Raw genomic sequence first — 22,744 nt, forward strand, 5'->3', positions numbered from 1 at the left:
TATATAAAAAAAACTCATGCAAATTGTAAAAATTATTCATGAAAGTTTTGTATTGTCCTGATGATGATGGCGGTATAGTAGATTTCATTAAGAAATTTTTATCGTCAGATCATCAAAACCTCTCTATAGACATTTTTGCCTGCATCTACACCCAAAAGGCCATCTTGTAAATCAAGGGCTTGTAGTATGATAGGTTTAAAATTCAACTGATTTAAGCTCCTTGTCAGTATGATTTAGCCAGAGTGGATCTGCCCGATTCATTGCAAGCTCAAACTTTGTTGGAAATATAAAATGCCTGACTATCGTTCAAAAACATCGACACACGGAAGAAATATGGCTGGCGCACGCGGTTTATGGCGTGCCACCGGCATGAAAGATGAAGATTTCGGTAAACCGATTATTGCGGTGGTGAACTCGTTCACCCAGTTTGTACCAGGGCATGTGCATCTTAAAGACTTGGGTCAGCTGGTGGCACGTCAAATTGAAGCGTCAGGCGGCGTGGCCAAAGAATTCAATACTATTGCGGTCGATGACGGCATCGCGATGGGTCATGACGGTATGTTGTATTCATTGCCTTCGCGTGACCTGATTGCAGACTCGGTCGAGTACATGGTCAATGCCCATTGTGCCGATGCGATGGTGTGTATCTCGAACTGTGACAAGATCACCCCAGGCATGTTAATGGCTGCGATGCGCCTGAACATTCCGGTGGTATTTGTCTCTGGCGGTCCAATGGAAGCGGGCAAGGTCAAAATCCGTGGCAATGAAAAAGCCATCGACCTGGTTGATGCCATGATTGTTGCAGCAGATGACAGCTTCACTGATGAAGAAGTCGCTGAATATGAGCGTTCAGCTTGCCCAACCTGTGGTTCATGTTCAGGCATGTTCACTGCAAACTCGATGAACTGTTTGACTGAAGCACTTGGTTTATCGCTTCCGGGTAATGGTTCAACCCTGGCAACCCACGCAAATCGTAAAAAATTATTCGAGCGTGCGGGTCAACTGATTGTTGAAATCACTAAACGTCATTATGAGCAAAATGACTACAGCTTGTTGCCACGTTCAATCGCAACCAAAGCAGCGTTTGAAAATGCCATGACTTTAGACATTTCCATGGGTGGTTCAACCAATACTGTTCTGCATTTGTTGGCAGCAGCACACGAAGCTGAAGTCGACTTTACTATGACCGATATCGACCGTTTGTCACGTAATGTGCCGGTACTATGTAAAGTTGCGCCGGCGAAACAGGATGTCCATATGGAAGATGTACACCGTGCCGGTGGCATCATGTCGATTCTGGGCGAACTGGATCGTGCAGGCTTACTGGATACTTCTGTTCCAACGGTCCATGAAAAAACTTTAAAAGATGCCTTGGATAAATGGGACATCATCCGTACTGAAGATGAAGACATCTATCAATTCTTTAAGTCAGCGCCGGGCGGTGTACCAACGCAAACCGCATTCTCGCAAGACCGTTACTATGCCCGTTTAGATGGTGACCGTGACAATGGCGTGATCCGTAATGCAGCCAATGCATTCTCGCAAGATGGTGGCCTGGCAGTACTTTATGGCAATATCGCACTAGAAGGCTGTATCGTAAAAACAGCGGGTGTGGATGACTCAATCCTGAAATTCAACGGGACTGCACGTGTGTTTGAAAGCCAGGATGCTGCGGTTGAAGCCATTCTTGGCGGCAAAATCACTGCGGGTGATGTTGTCGTGATTCGCTACGAAGGTCCACGTGGTGGTCCGGGCATGCAGGAAATGCTGTACCCGACCAGTTATCTCAAATCGAAAGGTTTGGGTAAAGACTGTGCACTTTTAACAGATGGCCGTTTCTCGGGTGGTTCATCTGGTCTGTCGATTGGTCACGTGTCTCCTGAAGCAGCGGAAGGTGGTGCGATTGGTCTGGTTGAAGATGGTGACCGTATCGAAATTGATATTCCAAACCGTACCATTCACCTGGCAGTGGATGATGCAACCATGGCAGCACGTCGTGAAGCCCAAGAAGCCAAAGGCTGGCAGCCTGCTGAACAGCGTCCTCGTAAAGTGTCTAAAGCACTCAAAGCGTATGCGATGCATACCACCAGTGCCTCGAAAGGTGCAGTACGTGATATCTAATTTGTAATTTTACAGATTTAAAAAGCACTCCAGATGGGGTGCTTTTTTTTATTTGAAATTTATAGATTCAATAAGACGGGGGTCTTAAAGGAAATTGTTTAATTGCAGTTTATAACCTTCGGTTCGACCTACTTTTGTTTCGGCAAAAGTAGGCAAAACTACTATCATCTGCAAAACTCGTCCGAAACTAGCATTTTTCACTTATATCGCAGAAACAGTAAATATTAATTGTAGTCCTGCCTCGGACAGTTGCAGATGACTTTGGCATGTATCGAATATTATAGAAGCAGCTGAAAGCTGTATTGCTTTGTTTTAATTCTATACAATGACCTTAAAATAAATTGTCCAAGACCGAAGCTTAAAATTGGTCATCGCCCAGGAAGAGAATAATGAGTAAAGATAATATCCGCGAGCATTCAGCCCCCGTTTATGAAGGCATTGAAAATGCACCGGCGCGTTCCATGATGCGTGCTACCGGTTTTAAAGATGCCGATTTTAAACGGCCATTTATTGGTATCGCTTCGACCTGGGCCAATGTCACACCATGTAATATGCATATTGATGGTCTGGCCAGAACAGTCGAGCAGGGCGTCAGTGCCGCGGGTGGTAAGGGCATTATCTTTAATACCATTACGATTTCAGATGGTATTTCCAATGGCACGGAAGGTATGAAATATTCACTGCTATCACGTGAAGTGATCGCAGACTCCATTGAAACGGTCGTGGGTTGCCAGGCTTATGATGGAGTCATCGCGATTGGTGGCTGTGATAAAAACATGCCGGGTTGCATCATGGGGTTGGCCCGCTTAAACCGTCCAGGGTTGTTTATTTATGGTGGAACCATCAAACCCGGCGAAGGCCATACCGACATGATTTCGGTATTTGAAGCAGTCGGTCAATATGCCAAAGGTGAAATTAACGCGATTCAAGTCAAGCATATTGAAGAAGTATCCTTGCCGGGTCCGGGCTCTTGTGGCGGCATGTATACGGCCAACTCGATGGCCTCTGCAATTGAAGCACTCGGTATGAGCTTGCCGGGCTCCTCGGCACAGGAAGCGATTTCGGATGACAAGCAAATCGACTGTGCCCGTGCCGGTGAAGCAGTCATGAATCTGTTACGACTGGATATCAAGCCACGTGACATCATGACCAAGGCTGCTTTTGAAAATTCGATCAAGGTCTTGATTGCGCTGGGTGGTTCGACCAATGGCGTGTTGCATCTGCTAGCCATGGCGCATACCGCAGGGGTTGAATTGAGTCTGGATGACTTTGTCCGAATTGGCAAAGATATTCCGGTGGTGGCCGATGTGCGTCCATCCGGGAAATATTTAATGTCAGAACTGATTGCGATTGGTGGGATTCAACCACTGATGAAGCGCATGCTGGATGCCGGCATGCTGGATGGGTCCTGTTTAACGGTCACAGGTAAGACGCTGGCAGAAAACCTGGCCGATGTGCAGGACTATCCGGAAGGTCAGCAGATTATTCTGCCTTTTGATGCGCCCGTGAAAAAAGATTCCCATCTGGTGATTTTGAAAGGCAATCTGTCGCCGAAGGGCGCTGTGGCCAAGATTACCGGTAAGGAAGGTCTGCATTTTGCTGGCCCGGCACGGGTCTTTGAAGGCGAGCAGGGTGCCATGCGCGGGATTCTGGATGGCGAAGTCCAGCCGGGTGAAGTGGTGGTGATTCGTGGCGTCGGCCCTAAAGGTGGTCCGGGCATGCCGGAAATGCTGAAACCGACTTCTGCGATTATTGGTAAAGGTCTGGGCGCTTCGGTGGCTTTAATTACTGACGGACGCTTCTCTGGCGGCAGTCATGGTTTCGTGATTGGTCATGTGACGCCAGAAGCTTATGAGGGCGGCCCGATTGGTCTGGTGCAAAATGGTGATCAGATTTCGATTAATGCCGAAACTCGGGAAATGACCTGGCATGTCGCGGAAGAAGAAATTGCTGCACGTCAAGCGGCCTGGACCAAACCTCAGCCAAACTATACCCACGGTGCGCTGGCTAAATTCGCCAAACTGACTTCAGGTGCAGAAACCGGGGCGGTCACTGACCTGAATCTTGACCTCTAATCCATTGTTAAACATTGAACATTTGCTTATGACTTGATATAAGTTTTTACAGCATGCAGGGCTTTGGCTTCTGCGATCTTAAAAATAGATTATTCTGCGCAGCTTCTCATATGTTGAGCTGCGCACCGTCATTGTTGTCGAGGCCGATCTCATGTCCCTGTTACGCCGTTGGTTTGATCCAATCCGATCGAGTTGGTTTTACCAAAAACCGACCCGTCAAACGGTGTTATCTATTCAAGATGGGCTGAGTATCCATTTAAGACTGGATGATGTGTACAGTTATCTGGCGGTACAGCAGTTGCCCCAGCTCGAAGAAATTTTAAGTCCAGAACTCAAGCCGCTAAAAGTCATCATTTCCAGTGAGCATGCCGAAGCGCCGAACCAGATGTCTTTTGATGAATGGCAGCACTACACGATTAATGATGCAAAAATCTTGTCAAAACAGCATCGTTTCAGTTTTCATGATACGCCGGAATTACCGAGCGCTGAGGCCTTAAAACAGGCCGAACTGATTTTGCGGCATACGCCGCTGCGGGGACAGGATTTCCTGTATTTACTGGAAGATGTATTCCATATGCTCTGGCAAAAACAGACCGGAAAATTGCGCACCTTATATGCCATGGCCAGCCGCCATCATCAGCCACAGGATTTTCCTGAACGTATTTTTGATCAGACCCCGATTCTGGCCAGCTATTTTAATTTAGGCGGACGCCAGTATCAGGCGGTCGATGATCTGTTACGTCTGACCCGACGTCTGGAGCAGCAAAAACTGCTGACCGGTAATCCGATTTTTATGATCGATCACATTGAATGGCGTGAGCATCTAATCAGTGATGCTGAAGAGCTGAACGAGATCCAGTCGATGGATCCGGAACTGGACTTGTATATCGCGCTGGAAGATCCGATTTCCTGGCTATTACTGGCCTATATCAAGGAAGAACTGGCGGATTATTATAATATCCAGCTAAATGTCTATCCCTTGTCCTATCGTGGCCGAGATGACTTTGACTGGAGTCTGGCCACCCGTTTATCCAAACGGACGGAAGTAGAATTTACCCCGTTCTGCCGACCGACCGAGCAGGCGATTGCGCCAATGGCACAGTTATTTTATAGCTGCCCCGAGGAACAGCGGATTGAGGCGATGTACCAGATCTTGCAGGCTGTCTGGACCCGTGGTGAAGACCTGTCTTATGTACCCCATTTCAAACATTTGCAGCAACAGTTAAATATTGTCGATTTGACCCAGGACGATATTCTGGCCAAGCTGCAGGACAATGATATGCTCTGTGAAATGAAGTCCCAGCCGAATTTCCCGGTACTGGAACTGCGCATAGATGATCAAAGTTATACATTTAATAGCTTATATCGGGTCTGGATGATTGAAAGTATTTTCAGTAATGTGTTAGAAGAAAAGTATAAGAGTAATAATCAAACTGAAAGTGAACTGAAAAAACATGGAAAAGATCAAAGCTGAATCACTAGAACATGCACGTCAACAGATCGATGCCATTGATACAGCTTTAGTTGAGCTGATCGCTGCGCGTCAATTTTATGTTGATCAAACCACCCGTTTCAAAAAAACCGAAACCGATTTGCAGTCACCGGAACGTATGGAACAGATTGTAGAAAATGTCAGGGCGCTGGCACAGCAACAGGGCGTCGATCAGGAATTTATCGAACATCTCTATCGTGAAATGTTTCATTATTTTATTCAACGTGAACTGAAAGAGTTTCGTCCTTAACCAGGCACATGCTTTAATAGAAGCCTTGTGGGGCTTCTTTTCATTTCTTTCATCGCAAAGTTGAAAAATATAAAGATAAAAAAAGCAGCCATTCGGCTGCTCAATACTTTTATTTCGAGTTTTATTTTTTATCGGCCAGGCTAAAGAACCAGTTCAGGATCAGTGCAGCAAACGTTGCCGTACCAATACCACCCAGATTGAAGCTGCCAAAAGTCAGGGCAAAATCACCCGTACCTAAAATAATGGTCACCGCAGCCACCATCAGGTTCTTGTTCTGCGAGAAATCGACCTTGTTCTCAATCCAGATTTTGGCACCAGCAATGGTAATCAAACCAAAGACTACAATCGAAGCACCGGTCAGAATCGCTGTCGGAATCGTGTGAATAATCGCACCAAACTTAGGCGATAAACCCAGGAACACAGCAAAGACACCCGCGACTGCAAAGATGATGGTCGAGTAAACCCGTGTCACGGCCATCACACCAATGTTTTCACCATAGGTAGTCATACCCGGCGCACCTACACCACCGGCTAAAGTGGTTGCAACACCATCTGCCACAAAGGCTTTACCAATATGCGGATCCAGGTTTTCACCGGTCATCGCGCCTACGGCTTTAATATGCCCCAGATTTTCAGCCACCAGAATCAAGGCAATTGGCGCAATGATCAGCATCGCATTCAATTCAAAGGTCGGTGCATGGAAAGTCGGTAAACCGAACCAGGCTGCTTGCTGAATGGGAAGGAAATTGATCGCAGTGCCATAACCCATGACATTGCTGAGTACGAAGTAAATCAGATAAGCCAATAACAGGCCGACCAATAACAGCAGGCGCTGTAATAAGCCACGGGTGAATACGGCAATTGAACCCATGCACAGCACAGTGACCAGGGACATCCACATATTGAAGGTATTGCCCATCACGCTTTTCACTGTGACTGGAGCAAGGTTCAGGCCAATGATCATCACCACAGCACCGGTCACCACCGGTGGCATCAGCTTTTCAATCCAGCGGGTGCCGGTCGCCATGACCAGAAAGCCCATCAGCGCATAGAAGATGCCACACGCGATAATCCCGCCTGCTGCAACGCCAATATTTGGATTCAGCCCGCCACCACCCGCATAACCTGTTGCTGCGATGACCACACCAATAAAGGCAAAGCTTGAACCTAGATAACTTGGAACCCGGCCACCGGTGATTAAAAAGAACAGAATGGTACAGACCCCTGACATTAAAATCGCCAGGTTAGGATCAAAGCCCATTAAAAAAGGTGCCAGTACAGTTGCGCCAAACATGGCAAAAGCATGTTGTACACCCAAAATGACCGTTTGTGCGGGTGGCAAATACTCTGCGGTACCTACTGGTCGTGCATCGATACTGCCCTCATAAGGGCGCCATTTGGGAAACCAACTGGACATAAAATGAGCACTCAAAAGATAAATTGTGCACATCATACTCTTGTTCTTTAGAAGATTTAATCACTTAAACAAAATTTTTGTTCAAATTAATTCTATGACTTTATTTAAGATTTTACCGGGCGGTAAAAGAATACTGGGTTAAAATTAAAGTGAAATCAGTAGATTAATTTCTTATTATGAATAGGGGTATCTATAAATAAATCTGATTTACTATATAAAATAAAATATTTCCTGGCTATTGACTGGTCAATAAAAAAGCACATCACCAGGATGTGCTTTCAAATGGGCATTTTTGCTTAGCCAGTATTACGCAAACCGGCTGCAATACCGGCAATACTGACCATCAGCGCATGATCTACCGGGGTGTTTTCGGCCTGTTGCTGTTCAAGATATAAACGGCGACGTTTCATCAGTTCAGCTTGCAGCAAGTGCAAGGGTAACAGATATGGTTTACGTACCTTCATGGACTGATCCAGTACGCCATTGCTGCTGAGCAGTTTCGATTCACCTTTCAAGCTTAACAGGGTTTGTACGGCATCCTGCAAACGCTGGCGCAACGCTGTCCCCAGAATTTTCAGATCTTCATCCTGAGTCAGATGCGATTCATAATATAGCGCCACATGCGCGTCGGCTTTGGACAATACCATTTCCAGCATATCAATCAGGGTCTGGAAATATGGCCACTCGGCCAGCATCTCATCGAGTACATTACGTTGTCCCTGATCCAGAACTTCATTCAGTGCGGCACCAGTACCGAGCCAGGCAGGCAACATCAGGCGAATCTGGGTCCAGGCAAATACCCACGGAATCGCACGTAGGGATTCAATCCCGCCACTGACTTTACGTTTGGCTGGGCGTGAACCCAACGGCAGCATTTGTAGTTCTAGTTCTGGCGTTACCGTACGCAGGTATTTCACGAAGTGTGGATTTTCCCGTACGGTCTGGCGATAGACCTGAACAGACAGTTCAGTCATTTGATGCATCAGGTCGCGCCATTCCTGTTTTGGCTCAGGTGGCGGGAGCAGGGTCGCTTCCAGGGTTGCAGCGGTATAAATTTCCAGATTTTGCAGCGCGATTTCTTCCAGCCCGAATTTAAAGCGGATCATTTCACCCTGTTCAGTCACCCGGATCGCACCGGAAATAGAACCTGGTGGCTGAGAGAACAAGGCTTGCTGGGTTGGCGCACCACCACGGCTGATTGAACCGCCACGACCATGAAACAGGGTCAATTGCACGTCATGTTGCTGGGCAACCGCGGTCAGTTCTTCCTGGGCACGATACTGTGCCCAGTTGGCCGACATAAAGCCGGCATCTTTGGCAGAATCCGAATAGCCAATCATGACCTCATGTTTGCCCTGAATATGCTGTTTGTACCAGTGCATATTGAACAGGGTCGACATGGTTGCGGCTGCGCCATCCAGATCTTTTAAGGTTTCAAACAGGGGAACCACCCGTAACGCCTGCTCGATGCCGGCTTCTTTTTGTAAAAGCAGTACGGCCAGCACATCACTTGGATATTCTGCCATGGAAATAATATAGGCACCCAGAGACTCGCTCGGCTGTTCGGCCAGTGTGCGCATGGTGGCAAAGACTTCCTGTACATCCGGATGTTCAATCAGGCTGCCGGCCGGTTCATTCAGATGTTTCGGCAGTAACGGACGTTTGCTTTGCAATTCCTGCAGTAAAAAGTTTTGACGGGCCTGTTCGGTCCAGGTTTCAAAATTGCCCAGTCCCAAATATTCAGTAATGGCCGAAATTGCCTGACGGTGACGCCCGGATTCCTGACGGATATCCAGTTTTAGCAGTTCGATGCCAAAACTGTTGACCCGGTAAATAAAGTCCAGCAGGCTGCCATTGGCAATTTCAGCCAGATTGCAGTCCATCAGCGAGCGGTAACAGGTCAGGAGCGGTTGTAAAAGTTCGTCTTTACTTTTAATCACCAGACTGTCATCGGCATCATTGCCTTTTAATTTTTCTGCCAGCCAGTGCCGAGTCGCTTTCAGGCGGGTACGGGTGTCACGTAAATATTCACGATAGGGTTCAGGATGGGGCTGGCCCAAAGCTTCGGAAATTTCCGGACTGCATTGCTGAATGGACAGTTCCCAGCGCAGGTTTTCAATATCGCGTACATAGAGATCGGCTGCTTTCCAGCGCGACAGCCACAGTACTTCCTGAGTGACGGTGTGGGTGACATTCGGGTTGCCATCGCGGTCACCCCCCATCCATGAGGCAAAACGTACTGGTGCGACATCTAAGGGCAGGTTCTGGCCGCATTGCGCCTGAACCATGCCATTTAGTTCGCGGATAAATTTCGGGACCGCATTCCACAGGGTCTGTTCAATGGTGGTAAAACCCCATTTGGCTTCATCGATCGGAGTCGGGCGATGCTGACGGATTTCATCGGTTTGCCAGGCGGAGCTGATCAGCTGTTTCAGATCGGCCAGGACTGCCTGGCGTTCACGTGGCGTCAGTTTCTGCTGGTCGAATTTGGACAGGGCATTATTGATGCCATCATATTTTTGAATCAGGGTACGGCGGCTGACTTCTGTGGGATGCGCGGTCAGGACCAGTTCAATTTTCAGTTCACAGATTTGCTGATACAGCGTATCGGCAGAAATTTCCTGCTGTTTAAATTTTTCAAATAAAGGCACCAGAGGATTGGGCGATTCTGCAGTGTCATCAAACTCGCTCTGACGGCGACGACGTACCACATGATATTGTTCGGCAATATTGGCAAAGTTTAAAAAGTGGGTAAAGGCACGGGTCAGCGGCAGGATTTCGGCATCTTCCAGGCTCAAAAACAGTTGTTCCAGTTGTTTTTCTGCTTCGACCTGTCCATCGCGAGCGCCTTTGGACAGGGCACGGATCTGCTCGATCTGATTAAACAAATCCTGCCCGGCATGTAATTTTAAGGTTTCCCCAAGCAAATTACCCAGTAAGCGTACGTCTTCGCGTAGTGGTGCATCAATCTGTTGAATCATTTTTTATTCCCTCACATGCATGCTTTGACTATACCGCGACTGCATGACAATCCAAGTCCCCTAGAGACAAAAGTTGCAGAACATAGGCTGCTTTTTTAGCAACTTTTAGGCCATATACGGTGATCGGTGATCAATCCAAAGGAAAGGATTTAATCCGAAAGGGCATATTTCAGCATAAACAGTTCAATGGCCTCGCTAATAATCTGTTGCTGTTCTGCGCTTGAAGGGGGAGGGCTGAGACCCAGTAGGATTTTCTGATGACGGGTTCCGGTCAGCAGGGACACGATCAGCTCGGTCTGTTTTTCTGGAAGATCGACCTGAATAAAGCGGTATTGCTGGGCCAGGTTAAAAAAATCATTCCAGACTGCATCCAGTTTGCTATGCGAGGCCTGATAAAACTGTTCTGCCAGAGGACTTTGCTGCGATGCCAGTTCCATCAGTAGCAGGTCCAGCTTGATCGCTTCTGGTAAATGAATAATATTTAAAGCGCGCTGACAGGCCTGATAAAACTCCTGCGCAAAGTCACTGCTCGGCTGCAAGAGCTGAGGATGTTCATGCAGAATGGCTTCACAGGTATCCTCAATCGCACAGCTAAACAGGGTCGCCTTGTCCTGAAAATGATTATACACCGTCAGCTTGGTTACACCTGCCTCACGTGCAATCTGGTTCATGCTGGAGGCATGATAGCCATGCGCTAAAAACAGCGCTTTGGCCACACTCAGGATGCGCTGACGCTTTTCCAGATCCTTGGGTCGTCCTACAGGTATTTGCACAATTTTTTCCAAAAAAAGTCACCACGGTCATTGCTTTGAAGCTTGAGTTTTAATTAGTGTACCGGGTGGTATATTAATTAAAAACAAGCAATTCAATATATCAGCATAGTTTGCCCTAAAAAAGACGATCAGATAAGAGCGAATAAGATGAGCAGGATTTACAGCGTATTGGCTGGCATGGTGGTGCTTTGCAGCGTGACCTTAAGCGGGTGCAGCAAAGATACTGCTGCAGCAGAACAGGAAGTTCCCTTTGTCATGGTGGCCACACCCACCTCTTCACGGCATGAATTAAAAAGTTATGCTGGTGATGTGCAGGCGCGCCAGCAAACGGCGCTGGCATTTCGGGTGGCTGGACAGGTGACCCAGCGCTTCGCCGATGTGGGTGACCAGGTCAAAGTCGGGCAAGTCCTGGCAACTCTGGATGTCAAAGATGCCCAGCTGCAGCTGAATGCAGCACGTGCCCAGCTGGAAAGCGCGCAGTCTGCCACTAAGATTGCTCAGGATGAATTACAACGTTTCAAGCAGTTATTGCCATCCAATGCCGTGAGCCGCTCACAATATGATGCGATCGAAAATCAGTACAAGACCGCCATGTCAAATCTGAAGCAGGCACAATCCAACTATGATACCGCTAAAAACCAGACTGCTTATAACCAGCTGATTGCCACCAGAAACGGCGTGATCACGGCACGCAATATTGAAACAGGACAGGTGGTCGCTGCCGGGCAGGCGGCGTATGAACTGGCGATTGCCGGCGAACGTGAAGTGGTGATTGGCGTACCGGAACAGGCGATTGCTGAAATCAGGGTGGGGCAAGCGGCCCTAGTCACCTTATGGTCCAAACCTGAAGAAAAATTTGCCGCCATTGTCCGCGAGATTTCACCGGCAGCGGACCAGTCGCGTACCTTTCGGGTTAAAGTTTCCTTACGTGAAGGCAATGGCCAGATCCAGCTGGGGCAAAGTGCCCGGGTGTTTTTTCAGCACAGCCGCGACAATATGCTCAGTGTGCCGCTATCCAGTGTCTCGGCAACGGATCAGCAGGCTTATGTCATGGTGGTCCAGCCCGATCATACCTTACGTAAAGTCCCGGTCCAGCTCGGTGCCTATGGCCGGGACAGTGTTCCTGTACTCAGTGGGCTCAAGCCGGAAGACTATGTGGTGATTGGTGGCGTACATCTGCTGCGTAACCAGCAAAAAATCAATCCGATTGATCGTGAAAACCGTCGTGTGACCATTCAGGCAGGGAGTTAAGCATGAACTTTAACCTGTCGGAATGGGCTTTAAAAAATAAAGGTCTGGTGCTGTATTTCATGATCCTGCTGGGTCTGATCGGCATCGTCTCTTATTCCAAACTGTCACAAAGTGAAGATCCACCTTTTACCTTTAAAGTCATGGTAATCCAGACCTATTGGCCGGGTGCCAGTGCCAAAGAAGTATCCCTACAGGTCACTGACCGGATTGAAAAGGAACTGATGACCACGGGACAGTATGAGCGCATCATGGCCTATTCGCGTCCGGGTGAATCCATGGTGACTTTTGTTGCCAAGGATTCCCTGGCTTCGAAAGATGTCGCTGATGTCTGGTATAACGTGCGCAAGAAGGTGGGCGATATCCGACATGAATTGCCACAAGGGGTACAAGGGCCGTTCTTTAATGATGAATTCGGCGATACCTTTGGCAATATTTATGTGCTCAAGGGTAAAGATTTTGACTATGCGACCCTCAAGGAATACGCCGACCGCTTACAGCTGCAACTGCAACGGGTCAAAGATGTTGCCAAAGTTGAGCTGATTGGCCTACAAGACCAGAAAATCTGGATTGAGATTTCCAATACCAAGGCCATTCAGCTGGGCGTTCCAGTCATGGCGATTCAGCAAGCCCTGCAGCAGCAAAATGCCACCACCCAGTCCGGTTTTTTTGAAACCGGTTCAGACCGGATTCAGGTGCGGGTCAGTGGTGCATTAAACAGTGTTGAAGAATTAAGACAGATGCCGCTGCTGGTCAATGGCAAAACTATTCAGCTGGGAGATGTCGCAGAAGTCTATCGAGGCTTTAGTGATCCGGCACAGCCCCGGATGCGCTTTATGGGCGAAAACGGCATTGGTATTGCTGTATCGATGCGCAAGGGTGGGGACATCATTGCCTTGGGTAAAAATCTGGAACAGGAATTCGCCCGCCTGCAAAAAGCTCTGCCACTCGGCATGGAGCTGCAAAAAGTCTCCGATCAGCCAGTGGCAGTCGAACGCAGCATTAACGAATTTATGAAAGTGCTGGCAGAGGCAGTAATTATTGTGCTGCTGGTCAGTTTCTTCTCGCTGGGTTTTCGTACCGGACTGGTGGTGGCCTTTTCGATTCCGCTAGTATTGGCAATGACCTTTGCCGGCATGCATTTATTTGATGTCGGCCTGCATAAAATTTCCTTGGGTGCCCTGATTCTGGCACTTGGTCTTCTGGTCGATGATGCCATTATTGCCATTGAAATGATGGCGATTAAAATGGAGCAGGGCTATAGCCGGCTTGAAGCGGCAGGCTTTACCTGGAAAACCACCGCCTTTCCAATGCTGACCGGCACCCTGATTACCGCCGCCGGATTTTTACCGATTGCCACAGCAGCATCGAGTACCGGTGAATATACCCGTTCTATTTTTCAGGTGGTCACGATTGCACTGTTGATGTCCTGGATTGCCGCGGTGTTATTTGTGCCTTATCTGGGCGATAAACTGCTGCCCAATTTCAACAAAGACTTGATACAAAAAGCGCCGTGGTATCAGCGCCTTTGGGCGCGTTTGCGCAAGCAGCCCGAACCTCAGCCGGTCGTACATCATGCCGGCGAACAGCATGACCCTTATCAAACCCGGTTTTATCAAGGTTTTCGCCGTTGGGTAAATACCTGTGTGACCTATCGTAAGACCGTGATTACAGCAACGGTAGGAATTTTTATTCTCTCCATTTTAATGTTTAAGCTGGTGCCACAGCAATTTTTCCCGCCCTCGAATCGGGCTGAAATTCTGGTGGATCTCAAACTCGAAGAAGGCGCCTCTCTGAAAGCCACCGAAGCTGCGGTGAAAAAAGTTGAAGCCTTTTTGTCGAAACAGCAGGGCATTGATAACTATGTGGCCTATGTCGGAATTGGTTCTCCGCGTTTCTATTTACCGCTGGATCAGCAGCTGCCGCAAACCAGTTTTGCCCAGTTTGTGGTGCTGGCATCCTCTTTGGAAGATCGTAACGAAATCCGTCAATCCTTGAGTGACCAGATTCGGCTGTTATTACCGGAAGTCCGTACCCGGGTGTCCCTGCTGGAAAATGGCCCTCCAGTCGGTTATCCATTGCAGTTCCGGGTCTCTGGTGAAGATCTGGGACTGGTTCGTGAATGGGCGCAGAAAGTCGCCGCAACCGTGGGCGAAAATCCGAATACCACCAATGTACATCTAGACTGGGGTGAGCCGAGCAAAGTCATCAAACTGGAGATCGATCAGGATCGTGCCCGTCAGTTGGGCGTGACTAGCAGCGAACTGGCCAATGTGCTGAACAGCTCGATTTTGGGGGCCGGCATTGATCAGTATCGGGAAAAGCGTGAACTGATTGAAATCCGTTTACGTGGTGCGCAGGCTGAACGCGTTGATGTCGCTTCTTTAAGCAGTCTGGCGATACCGACGTCACGTGGTACTTCGGTACCGTTGGCACAGCTTGCCAACATTGAATATAGCTTTGAAGAAGGCTTGATCTGGCATCGGAATCGTTTACCGACCATCACTGTGCGTGCCGATATTCGCACGGCCTTACAGCCGGCCACTGTGGTGAATGAATTACATGATTCACTGCACCAACTTCGAGCTGAGTTGCCGAATGGCTATCTGCTGCAAGTGGGGGGTACAGTTGAAGAATCGGCTCGTGGACAGAACTCGGTGAATGCCGGCATGCCTTTATTCCTCGCAGTCGTCATGACCCTGCTGATGATTCAGCTCAAGAGCATCTCACGGGCCTTTATTGTGTTCCTGACCGCACCTTTAGGCATTATCGGAGTGGTGTTATTCCTGTTAATTTTCAATAAACCTTTCGGTTTTGTTGCGATGCTCGGAACGATTGCCTTATCCGGAATGATCATGCGCAACTCGCTGATTCTGATTGACCAGATCGAGCAGGATATTCAGGCCGGAGAGTCGCAGTGGGATGCCATCATCAATGCCACAGTACGCCGTTGTCGTCCGATCGTATTGACCGCACTGGCTGCAGTTCTGGCCATGATTCCCTTGTCCCGTAGTATTTTCTTCGGGCCAATGGCGGTGGCGATTATGGGTGGTTTGATTGTGGCGACATTATTGACCCTGTTTTTCCTGCCTGCACTATATGCACAGTGGTTTAAAGTGAAAAAAAGTTTAAATTCTGTTTAAATTTGTCATAATTTCAGGTGCGAAATTTGGAAATTTTCAATATAGTAGCACCTGAGATTTTTATAATTTAAAAAAATAAGTAATTGCTGCATTGGCCGAGCTGCCAATACGGTAACGAGGTTGAACCGAACATGACTCAAGATACATTAACCAAGATGCGACGTTCCGTAGCGATGGCTTATGTCTTCATGTTTTTGGCCTTATTTACCCTGTTTAGTGGACTATTGGCTTACTGGTTCGCACGTAAAGTCACTCAAGTTGATTATGCTGAAGTCTGGTTACAGGCACAGGCGCTGTGGATCATGCGTAATATCGTGATTTATACCATTTTGGCGATCTTTGCTGCACTGTGGTTTATTCCCCTGTTTTTCTTTGCCTGGGACAGCCAGTTATGGGTCAAAGCCTGTGTGGTGACCGGAGTGATTTTCAGCTTTATTGCTTTTATTTTCCTGATCAATGCCTGGTTTAAAGGCATCCATAAATTCTCTCAAAACAAAGCTGTGTTCTAAAGCGTATAATTTTTTTCATATTTCCCCTTGTAAAACTCGGTTTGACCCCAATTTCAGACCTCAGTTAAATATTAAACAAAATTCCGTGAGGAGCATCGCCAGACATGGCTAAACGTGATTATTATGAGGTTTTGGGCGTCGCTAAAACCGCTAGTGATGATGAAATCAAAAAAGCCTACCGTAAGTTGGCGATGAAATATCATCCAGACCGTAACCCGGACAATGCTGAAGCTGAAGAGAAATTCAAAGAAGCAGCAGAGGCCTATGAAGTGCTCTCTGATGGTGAAAAGCGCAGCATGTACGACCGTATGGGCCATCAGGCCTTTGAAGGTGGTATGGGCGGCGGCGGTGGCGGCTTCGGCGGTGGTTTCAGCGCAGAAGACATTTTCAGCCAGTTCGGTGATATTTTCGGTGGTGCTTTTGGTGGCGGCGGTGGTCGTGGCCAGCAGCGCGCGCGCCGAGGTTCCGACTTACGCTATGTCATGGAACTGACCCTGGAAGAAGCGGTCAAGGGCGTCAAGAAAACCATTACCTTTACTGCACCGGCACCGTGTGATGCCTGTGATGGTAAGGGTTCAAAAAATCCAAATGATGTGGAAACCTGCCGTACCTGTCATGGTGCCGGTCAAGTGCGTATGCAGCAAGGTTTCTTCTCGGTACAGCAAACCTGTAGCACCTGTCGTGGTCAGGGCAAGATCATCAAGAACCCATGTAATAAATGTCATGGTTCGGGTGTGTCGGATCGTCAGCAAACTCTGGAAGTCACTATTCCTGCGGGTGTGGACAATGGCGACCGCGTTCGCTTGACCGGTAAGGGTGAAGCAATCCGTGATGGTCAGTCAGGTGACTTGTACGTAGAAGTGGTGGTGCGTGAGCATGAAATCTTCCAGCGTGATGGTGCTGACCTGTATATGGATGTGCCGGTATCGATTGCTGATGCAGCCCTAGGTAAGGAAGTTCAGATTCCTACGCTGGATGGCCGTGTTAGCCTGAAAATTCCGGAAGGTACGCAAACAGGTAAACTGTTCCGCTTACGTGGTAAGGGTGTTAAACCGGTACGTACCAGCATGCAAGGTGACTTGCTGTGCCGTATTGTGGTAGAAACTCCAGTGAATTTAAGTGCACGTCAACGTGAACTGTTAAAAGAACTGCAAGAAACCATGGATGGTGAAGACAGCAAATCATCACCAAAGAAAAAATCATTCTTTGATCGTTTGTTTGATTAATTGAATGAAAGTAAAGAAGGACGCTGCGGCGTCCTTTTTTATTATGTAGATAAGATACTCTAGATTAGAAGATGCTATTTATTAGTTGATAGCTATCTTATTGTTTGATAGGTATCGCTTAAACATAAAAACCGCCTAAAAAGCGGTTTCTGTTTTTATATTTGACTATCTAAATAGAAAGTATGAGTCCAAATTTGGAGGGTGATAGATATTTTGTAAGTGAGAAAAAAGCATCATTCCCGAAATTAAAAAGGCCAATATTGTTATTACAGAGCTATATAATCGCATTCATTACTTATCAAATTTACCAGTATAGCAAATTACTCTTATTTTGTTATCATGACAATGAAAGCTTAATCTTATTGAAATCACTATAAATTTTTAAAATTTCATTTTTTAATAAATAAAATAAATATATATATAAGAAAACTTGATTAATTAAATTTTTCGTGTATAGTTAACTTAACTAGAAAAAAGTCTTGTTTCGGTAAATCTTCTTTAAGTATCGCAGTTTTAGTCATAATCCTTCGTTTTTTTCAGATTTGAAGTCTCATTCTTTATTATTTCAAAGTTATATTCAGTCAATAAATTGACTAAAAATTATTAAAAAATTAGTAGGATATATTATGTCAAACTCAAATGTTGTTAAAGGTACTGTAAAGTGGTTCAACGAAACTAAAGGTTTTGGTTTCATTCAACAAGAATCAGGTCCAGATGTTTTTGCTCATTTCAGCGAAATCGCCAGTTCAGGTTTTAAAACCTTAATGGAAGGCCAACTGGTTGAATTCAGTGTAGCTCAAGGTCAAAAAGGACCGAATGCTGTAAATATTGTTGCTATCTAAGCAAGAATAAACAGTAAAAAAAGCACTTAATAAGTGCTTTTTTTATCGTTCAAAATTTAATTTTAAGTTATTTTCCAAATTGGAAAAATCTTTAGAAAAACAGGATTCAAGTTGTTAAAAATAAATGATTTAATTGCAAAATCTAAAAATGGTACTGAAATTATTGTTTCGTTAATTCCTCTCAATAAAATGCAAAATACACGTCAGGGTTTAAAAAGAATTGAAGTGGGTAAAAGAGTTCTTCTTTCATCTGGAGTTGAGGTAGATTTAAACTTAGATGGCCGTACATTCTATACTTCTCTAAATCAATTATTTAAGCTAAATCATAAAGTTATTTAAAGATAAAATTAAGAAACATCAATTTTTAGTGGATATTTTGCCACTTTAACTATTATTAAAGGTATAGATATGCTTAAACAAAGTATCAGTGTGAAGGATCAGTTTGGGGCTCAACACGCTATTCAAGCAACAGTCGATCATCATTTTTCTAAAACACAATCTCATTCCAATATAAAACATATCACTGTAGATGGTGAAGATATTCGTCCCAGTTTTGAAATGTGCTTTCAAAGTACCTTAAGTGGAAAAATTTTCAAAATTGTATAGACCAGGCAAATTTTGCTTTAGGTATTATTATTTTTAATAAGTTCCCTAAGAGCTAGATAATTCATTTGCTCAATCTAAGGACTGATTTTTGTATAAAGCAAAATTGAGTCCTTTTAATCTCAATAAGACTTAAAATCTTATCTGCTCATCAATTCAAAAGTAGATATTCATAATTAAAATTTAGTAAAAAGTCTTGCATAAGAATCCTGTTAATCTAACTGAGATTTAAATCATCAAGATTTTGAGCTCAATTAATAATGGCGAGACTAAACAGGAAAAACTGTATTGGCAAGTCGTCTGTTTAACTTCACAAATCAGTAATCTCAGTAAATCAATGCAAAATCATAGCGATAAAATTATGAATAAGCTTATTTCAGTTATATGAGTAATTGCTAAAAACTATATGACGAGTCAAGTTGATGTATATCGTATAGCTTTGACGGAAGTGATTGCCTAACTTCTTAAGCTTGATTAAAACTCTTATCAATATCAGTGATTTCACTCTTTGAGTATTTTCATTGATTTTTATGCAATGCATCTTAGTGTTATTCTGCAGTTTTGCTATAGTAAGAGCAATTTTGGATCAACATCAGGACTATGTTATGTCAGCTACACCACGCATTGGGATCTTGGGTGCCGGCGGTCGTATGGGGCGTATCCTTATTCAGGCGGTGCATGAAGCAGGTTATCAATTGGCGGCCGCGGTAGAACGCCCTGAAAGTACACTATTAGGCGCAGATGCGGGTGAACTTGCCGGAATTGGTGCAACAGGTGTCAAGGTCGTGGGTAGCCTGACCGATGTAGTTAAAGACTGTGATGTCGTGATTGATTTCACTGCGCCAGCAGCGACCGTCAATCATCTGAAAATCTGCCGTGAAGCAGGGGTCGCAATCGTGATTGGTACCACCGGTATGAATGACGAGCAAAAAGCCTATTTGAATCAATCTGCGACGGAAACTCCTGTAGTTTATGCAGCGAATTATTCAGTGGGTGTGAACGTTTCAATCAAACTGCTTGAACTGGCCTCTAAAGTATTTGGCGATACGGTTGATATCGAAGTGATTGAAGCACATCACCGTCACAAAGTAGATGCGCCATCGGGTACAGCTTTGATGTGGGGTGAGGCGATTGCGGAAACTTTGGGCCGTGACCTGAAAGAAGATGCGGTGTATTGCCGTGAAGGTCATACCGGTCCGCGTGAGCGTAAAAGTATTGGTTTCCAGACCATTCGCGGTGGCGATATTGTCGGTGAACATACTGCAATGTTTATTGCTGATGGGGAACGTGTGGAAATTACTCATAAAGCGACTAACCGGATGAACTTTGCTTCTGGTGCGGTACGTGCTGCAGCTTGGGTCGTCGGTCGTGAAGCGCGTAAATATGATATGAAGGACGTGCTTGGTTTTAACGATATTCAGGTCTAAAACCGAGTTAAAATCATTTATAAAAAAATCTAAAACTAAAATAAGACGAATAAAAAATGCAAAAAATGATTTTCCTGCTCTGTGCAGTGGCGCTTGGCGCCATTGCGCAGGCCAAGCCTGTCGGGACGCCTAAACTCAGTATTCATAAAAATAATATCAAGGTCTGGACATACCAGAATGAACAAAACCCGGTCTTTCTCTATAAAGCTGAAACCACTTATACTGCACCGCTTGAAAATGCCGTGTCCTTGATTCTGAACGTCGAGCATGCAGTGCAGTGGGTTCCCTATATGGGTAGCATCAAGGTCCTGTCCCGCGATGATAAAAAAGGCGACTTTACCCTGTATATGGTGCTGGATTTTCCATTTCCCTTAAAAGACCGTGACCTGATTGTACAGGGCAAGATGATCAAGGAAGCCAATGGCCAGATCACCATCAAAAATAAAGCCATCCAAAGTGCCTATCCTTTAAACCCGGATTATGTGCGTTTAACCGATTATCAGGGCGACTGGACTTTTCAGAAACTGGCCAATAATAAAGTCAAGGTCTCTACCTATGGTTATGCCAATCCGGAAGGTTCCATTCCTTTGAGCTTCGTAAATATGTTTGTGCAACAGCAACCTTATCAGATGCTGCAGAAAATGAAGACCGAGCTGGCCAAGCCTTCATCTATTGCGGTCTTGCCTGAAGCTCTACAATAAAAAAGACCCAATTTCTGGGTCTTTTTAACAGCTGAAAATAAGCAGGATTTAAGCTGTAAAATCTGCTTTAAGCACAATCCGGTAACGGGCTTTGCCAGAATGCAGATGTTCAATCGCTTGGTTCAGTTGTGACATCGGGAAGACTTCAATTTGCGGAGCAATATTTTTACGTGCAGCAAATTGGAGTAACTGACGTAATGCCGCCGGCGAACCTGTCGGTGAACCGGTAACTGACTTGGCTCCACCAATCAGCATGCCAGCCGGAATCTGCATCGGCTCAAGTGGTAAACCCAGCATATGCACAGTGCCATTCGGTGCCAAAGTTGCCAGATAAGCCTGCCAGTTCAAGGTGACATTGACAGTACTCAGTAATAAATCAAACTTGCCACGCTGGGCTTTTAATGCAGCGACATCACGACTGTTCACTACATGGTCAGCGCCCATGCCTTTCAGTTCTTCGCTTTTATCCAGATTTGAGGTGAAAGCGGTAATCTCACAACCCCAGGCTTTCAGCAGCTTGATGGCCATATGCCCTAAACCGCCAATACCAATTACGCCAACATGATGAATGGCCTGAATCTGATGTTTCAGAATCGGATCGAATACGGTAATCCCACCGCAGAGCAAAGGGCCGGCACTTTCAGGATCTAGATCGTCAGGTAGGGGAATGACCCATTGCCAGCCGGCACGCACTTTGTCGGCAAAACCACCGGCATGTCCGACAATGGTAGCCACCTGACCGCCAGTACACATCACCTGCTGGCCCGAAATACACGGATCGCAATATTGGCAGCTTTCCGCTGTCCAGCCGATGCCAACGCGTTGACCCACTTTCAGGCCTTTGGCTTCTGTACCCAGATGGGTAATGGTGCCAATAATCTCATGTCCAGCCACGACCGGATAGACCGACGAACCCCAGTCATTATTAATGACCGAAATATCCGAATGACAGAGTCCGCAGTATTCCACTTTCACTTCGACCTGATGCGGCTGGAACTCTCCGGCATCAAACTGATAAGGTTCGAGTTGCGCACCTGCGGACATGGCAGCATAAGCTTGAATAATATTATTCGACATGATTTTCAGCTCTTATTTAAATGCGAGGATATTGTTTTAAAGTCACAATGATTTTCATGGTCATCGACCATACCGACGGCTTGCATAAAGGCATAGCAAATGGTGGGTCCAATAAATTTAAAACCAGCCTGTTTGAGTGCTTTAGACATCTTCCGGCTCTCAATGGTTTGAGCGGGTGCCTGACGATAATCCATAACATCATTATTCAGTCGCGGTTGCTGGGTAAAAGACCAGAGCCATTCCACCAGATTGATCCCTTGCTGCTGTAGCTTAAGCCATGCTTGGGCATTTTCCCGAATGGCATTGAGTTTGCCGCGATGCCGTATCAGGCTAGCATCTTCAAGTTTTATTTGGAGTTGTTGATCTGTAAGTGAGGCGATAGATTCGATCGAATATTGAAAAAAATGTTTACGATAAGCTTCACGTTTTCTGAGCACGGTAATCCAAGCCAGACCGGCCTGCTGTCCTTCCAGACACAGCATTTCAAACAGGCGATTTTCATCCAGCAGGGCCTGTCCCCATTCCTGGTCATGATAGGCGATATACAGCGGATCATCGGAACACCAGCCACAGCGTTGCACAGTCATGTGATGCTCCTTGTTTTTATGCTTTTATAATTTAAACATAGTCCATTGATCTTGCTGATTGTCCCAGTACGACAGTTCAGCCTGATCCAGATCGCTAAATAGAATCCACATATCTTTACCGGCCTTGTCGGCATAACCAGTACTGATCAGAAGCGCATCCTCGGTAATTTCCATCACCCAGCCCTGGTAAGTTTGACCATTCAATACAATTTTTTGTTGATTGCCTGATTCAGCAAATTCTACCAGACGATTGATCAACGCTTCTGACATGT

Annotated in this window: 19 protein-coding genes; 13 read left to right on the plus strand and 6 right to left on the minus strand. The window is 46.1% G+C overall.

Annotation, left to right across the window (positions count from 1 at the left end):
• Positions 1–291: 291 nt before the first annotated feature.
• The 4 genes from ilvD (H0S56_RS00185) (at position 292) to H0S56_RS00200 (ending at position 5,938) form a co-directional block, all read left to right on the plus strand.
• The gene (gene ilvD, locus H0S56_RS00185; RefSeq protein ID WP_195725369.1) at positions 292–2,121 is read left to right on the plus strand and encodes a dihydroxy-acid dehydratase; all 1,830 of its coding nucleotides are present in this window, start codon (positions 292–294) and stop codon (positions 2,119–2,121) included.
• A 389-nt stretch (positions 2,122–2,510) separates the two neighbouring features.
• Complete coding sequence (gene ilvD, locus H0S56_RS00190) at positions 2,511–4,196, plus strand: dihydroxy-acid dehydratase (RefSeq protein ID WP_005108266.1); 1,686 nt, start codon at positions 2,511–2,513, stop codon at positions 4,194–4,196.
• A gap of 151 nt (positions 4,197–4,347) precedes the next feature.
• The gene (locus tag H0S56_RS00195) at positions 4,348–5,670 is read left to right on the plus strand and encodes a hypothetical protein (RefSeq protein ID WP_195725370.1); all 1,323 of its coding nucleotides are present in this window, start codon (positions 4,348–4,350) and stop codon (positions 5,668–5,670) included.
• A complete protein-coding gene (locus tag H0S56_RS00200; RefSeq protein ID WP_195725371.1) occupies positions 5,651–5,938 on the plus strand; it encodes a chorismate mutase in 288 nt (95 codons plus the stop codon). Before H0S56_RS00195 ends, H0S56_RS00200 begins: the two co-directional genes overlap by 20 nt.
• Positions 5,939–6,059: 121 nt before the next feature.
• On the opposite strand, the gene H0S56_RS00205 is transcribed toward H0S56_RS00200, so the two are convergent.
• From H0S56_RS00205 to H0S56_RS00215, 3 genes are all read right to left on the minus strand, one after another.
• A complete protein-coding gene (locus tag H0S56_RS00205; RefSeq protein WP_195725372.1) occupies positions 6,060–7,355 on the minus strand; it encodes a solute carrier family 23 protein in 1,296 nt (431 codons plus the stop codon).
• Between the two features lie 296 nt (positions 7,356–7,651).
• Positions 7,652–10,336 carry a phosphoenolpyruvate carboxylase gene (ppc, locus tag H0S56_RS00210; protein WP_195725373.1) on the minus strand — a complete coding sequence of 895 codons (2,685 nt, stop codon included), beginning with the start codon at positions 10,334–10,336 and terminating at the stop codon, positions 7,652–7,654.
• A 149-nt stretch (positions 10,337–10,485) separates the two neighbouring features.
• Positions 10,486–11,109, minus strand: a complete 624-nt coding sequence (locus tag H0S56_RS00215; RefSeq protein ID WP_195725374.1) for a TetR/AcrR family transcriptional regulator — start codon at positions 11,107–11,109, stop codon at positions 10,486–10,488.
• Positions 11,110–11,256: 147 nt separating this feature from the next.
• Here H0S56_RS00215 and H0S56_RS00220 point away from each other — a divergent pair, with 147 nt between their 5' ends.
• The 9 genes from H0S56_RS00220 to H0S56_RS00260 all read left to right on the plus strand — a co-directional run bounded on the left by H0S56_RS00220 (position 11,257) and on the right by H0S56_RS00260 (position 20,808).
• Entirely contained in the window at positions 11,257–12,360 is a 1,104-nt protein-coding gene (locus H0S56_RS00220) for an efflux RND transporter periplasmic adaptor subunit (RefSeq protein WP_195725375.1), read from the plus strand.
• Positions 12,361–12,362: 2 nt separating this feature from the next.
• Entirely contained in the window at positions 12,363–15,500 is a 3,138-nt protein-coding gene (locus H0S56_RS00225; protein ID WP_195725376.1) for an efflux RND transporter permease subunit, read from the plus strand.
• A 131-nt stretch (positions 15,501–15,631) separates the two neighbouring features.
• Complete coding sequence (locus H0S56_RS00230; RefSeq protein ID WP_005245471.1) at positions 15,632–16,009, plus strand: hypothetical protein; 378 nt, start codon at positions 15,632–15,634, stop codon at positions 16,007–16,009.
• Positions 16,010–16,113: 104 nt separating this feature from the next.
• Positions 16,114–17,235, plus strand: a complete 1,122-nt coding sequence (dnaJ, locus tag H0S56_RS00235; RefSeq protein ID WP_195725377.1) for a molecular chaperone DnaJ — start codon at positions 16,114–16,116, stop codon at positions 17,233–17,235.
• 626 nt (positions 17,236–17,861) lie between these two features.
• Positions 17,862–18,077 carry a cold-shock protein gene (locus H0S56_RS00240; protein WP_004280856.1) on the plus strand — a complete coding sequence of 72 codons (216 nt, stop codon included), beginning with the start codon at positions 17,862–17,864 and terminating at the stop codon, positions 18,075–18,077.
• 111 nt (positions 18,078–18,188) lie between these two features.
• A complete protein-coding gene (locus H0S56_RS00245; RefSeq protein ID WP_004647679.1) occupies positions 18,189–18,416 on the plus strand; it encodes a hypothetical protein in 228 nt (75 codons plus the stop codon).
• 69 nt (positions 18,417–18,485) lie between these two features.
• Complete coding sequence (locus tag H0S56_RS00250) at positions 18,486–18,683, plus strand: hypothetical protein (RefSeq protein ID WP_004280859.1); 198 nt, start codon at positions 18,486–18,488, stop codon at positions 18,681–18,683.
• Between the two features lie 602 nt (positions 18,684–19,285).
• Positions 19,286–20,107 (plus strand): 4-hydroxy-tetrahydrodipicolinate reductase, encoded by an 822-nt coding sequence (gene dapB, locus H0S56_RS00255; protein ID WP_195725378.1) that lies wholly within the window; start codon positions 19,286–19,288, stop codon positions 20,105–20,107.
• Positions 20,108–20,163: 56 nt separating this feature from the next.
• Complete coding sequence (locus tag H0S56_RS00260) at positions 20,164–20,808, plus strand: START domain-containing protein (protein WP_195725379.1); 645 nt, start codon at positions 20,164–20,166, stop codon at positions 20,806–20,808.
• A 48-nt stretch (positions 20,809–20,856) separates the two neighbouring features.
• Here H0S56_RS00260 and ahr read toward each other — a convergent pair whose 3' ends face one another.
• The 3 genes from ahr to H0S56_RS00275 are packed head-to-tail and all read right to left on the minus strand — an operon-like array spanning position 20,857 to position 22,742.
• Positions 20,857–21,885, minus strand: a complete 1,029-nt coding sequence (gene ahr, locus H0S56_RS00265; RefSeq protein ID WP_195725380.1) for an NADPH-dependent aldehyde reductase Ahr — start codon at positions 21,883–21,885, stop codon at positions 20,857–20,859.
• A gap of 5 nt (positions 21,886–21,890) precedes the next feature.
• Entirely contained in the window at positions 21,891–22,472 is a 582-nt protein-coding gene (locus H0S56_RS00270; RefSeq protein WP_195725381.1) for a DNA-3-methyladenine glycosylase I, read from the minus strand.
• Between the two features lie 24 nt (positions 22,473–22,496).
• Positions 22,497–22,742 (minus strand): hypothetical protein, encoded by a 246-nt coding sequence (locus H0S56_RS00275; RefSeq protein ID WP_005108279.1) that lies wholly within the window; start codon positions 22,740–22,742, stop codon positions 22,497–22,499.
• Positions 22,743–22,744: the final 2 nt, after the last annotated feature.

The organism is Acinetobacter lwoffii (assembly GCF_015602705.1).
GTDB lineage: Bacteria > Pseudomonadota > Gammaproteobacteria > Pseudomonadales > Moraxellaceae > Acinetobacter > Acinetobacter lwoffii_E.

Coding starts and splice junctions, on each gene's coding strand:
- H0S56_RS00250 (WP_004280859.1), top strand. CDS start 18,486: ATGCTTAAACAAAGTATCAGTGTGAAGGATCAGTTTGGGGCTCAACAC.
- ppc (WP_195725373.1), bottom strand. CDS start 10,336: ATGATTCAACAGATTGATGCACCACTACGCGAAGACGTACGCTTACTG.
- H0S56_RS00200 (WP_195725371.1), top strand. CDS start 5,651: ATGGAAAAGATCAAAGCTGAATCACTAGAACATGCACGTCAACAGATC.
- H0S56_RS00260 (WP_195725379.1), top strand. CDS start 20,164: ATGCAAAAAATGATTTTCCTGCTCTGTGCAGTGGCGCTTGGCGCCATT.
- H0S56_RS00275 (WP_005108279.1), bottom strand. CDS start 22,742: ATGTCAGAAGCGTTGATCAATCGTCTGGTAGAATTTGCTGAATCAGGC.
- dapB (WP_195725378.1), top strand. CDS start 19,286: ATGTCAGCTACACCACGCATTGGGATCTTGGGTGCCGGCGGTCGTATG.
- H0S56_RS00240 (WP_004280856.1), top strand. CDS start 17,862: ATGTCAAACTCAAATGTTGTTAAAGGTACTGTAAAGTGGTTCAACGAA.
- H0S56_RS00195 (WP_195725370.1), top strand. CDS start 4,348: ATGTCCCTGTTACGCCGTTGGTTTGATCCAATCCGATCGAGTTGGTTT.
- H0S56_RS00205 (WP_195725372.1), bottom strand. CDS start 7,355: ATGTCCAGTTGGTTTCCCAAATGGCGCCCTTATGAGGGCAGTATCGAT.
- ilvD (WP_195725369.1), top strand. CDS start 292: ATGCCTGACTATCGTTCAAAAACATCGACACACGGAAGAAATATGGCT.
- H0S56_RS00230 (WP_005245471.1), top strand. CDS start 15,632: ATGACTCAAGATACATTAACCAAGATGCGACGTTCCGTAGCGATGGCT.
- ahr (WP_195725380.1), bottom strand. CDS start 21,885: ATGTCGAATAATATTATTCAAGCTTATGCTGCCATGTCCGCAGGTGCG.
- H0S56_RS00270 (WP_195725381.1), bottom strand. CDS start 22,472: ATGACTGTGCAACGCTGTGGCTGGTGTTCCGATGATCCGCTGTATATC.
- H0S56_RS00220 (WP_195725375.1), top strand. CDS start 11,257: ATGAGCAGGATTTACAGCGTATTGGCTGGCATGGTGGTGCTTTGCAGC.
- dnaJ (WP_195725377.1), top strand. CDS start 16,114: ATGGCTAAACGTGATTATTATGAGGTTTTGGGCGTCGCTAAAACCGCT.
- ilvD (WP_005108266.1), top strand. CDS start 2,511: ATGAGTAAAGATAATATCCGCGAGCATTCAGCCCCCGTTTATGAAGGC.
- H0S56_RS00225 (WP_195725376.1), top strand. CDS start 12,363: ATGAACTTTAACCTGTCGGAATGGGCTTTAAAAAATAAAGGTCTGGTG.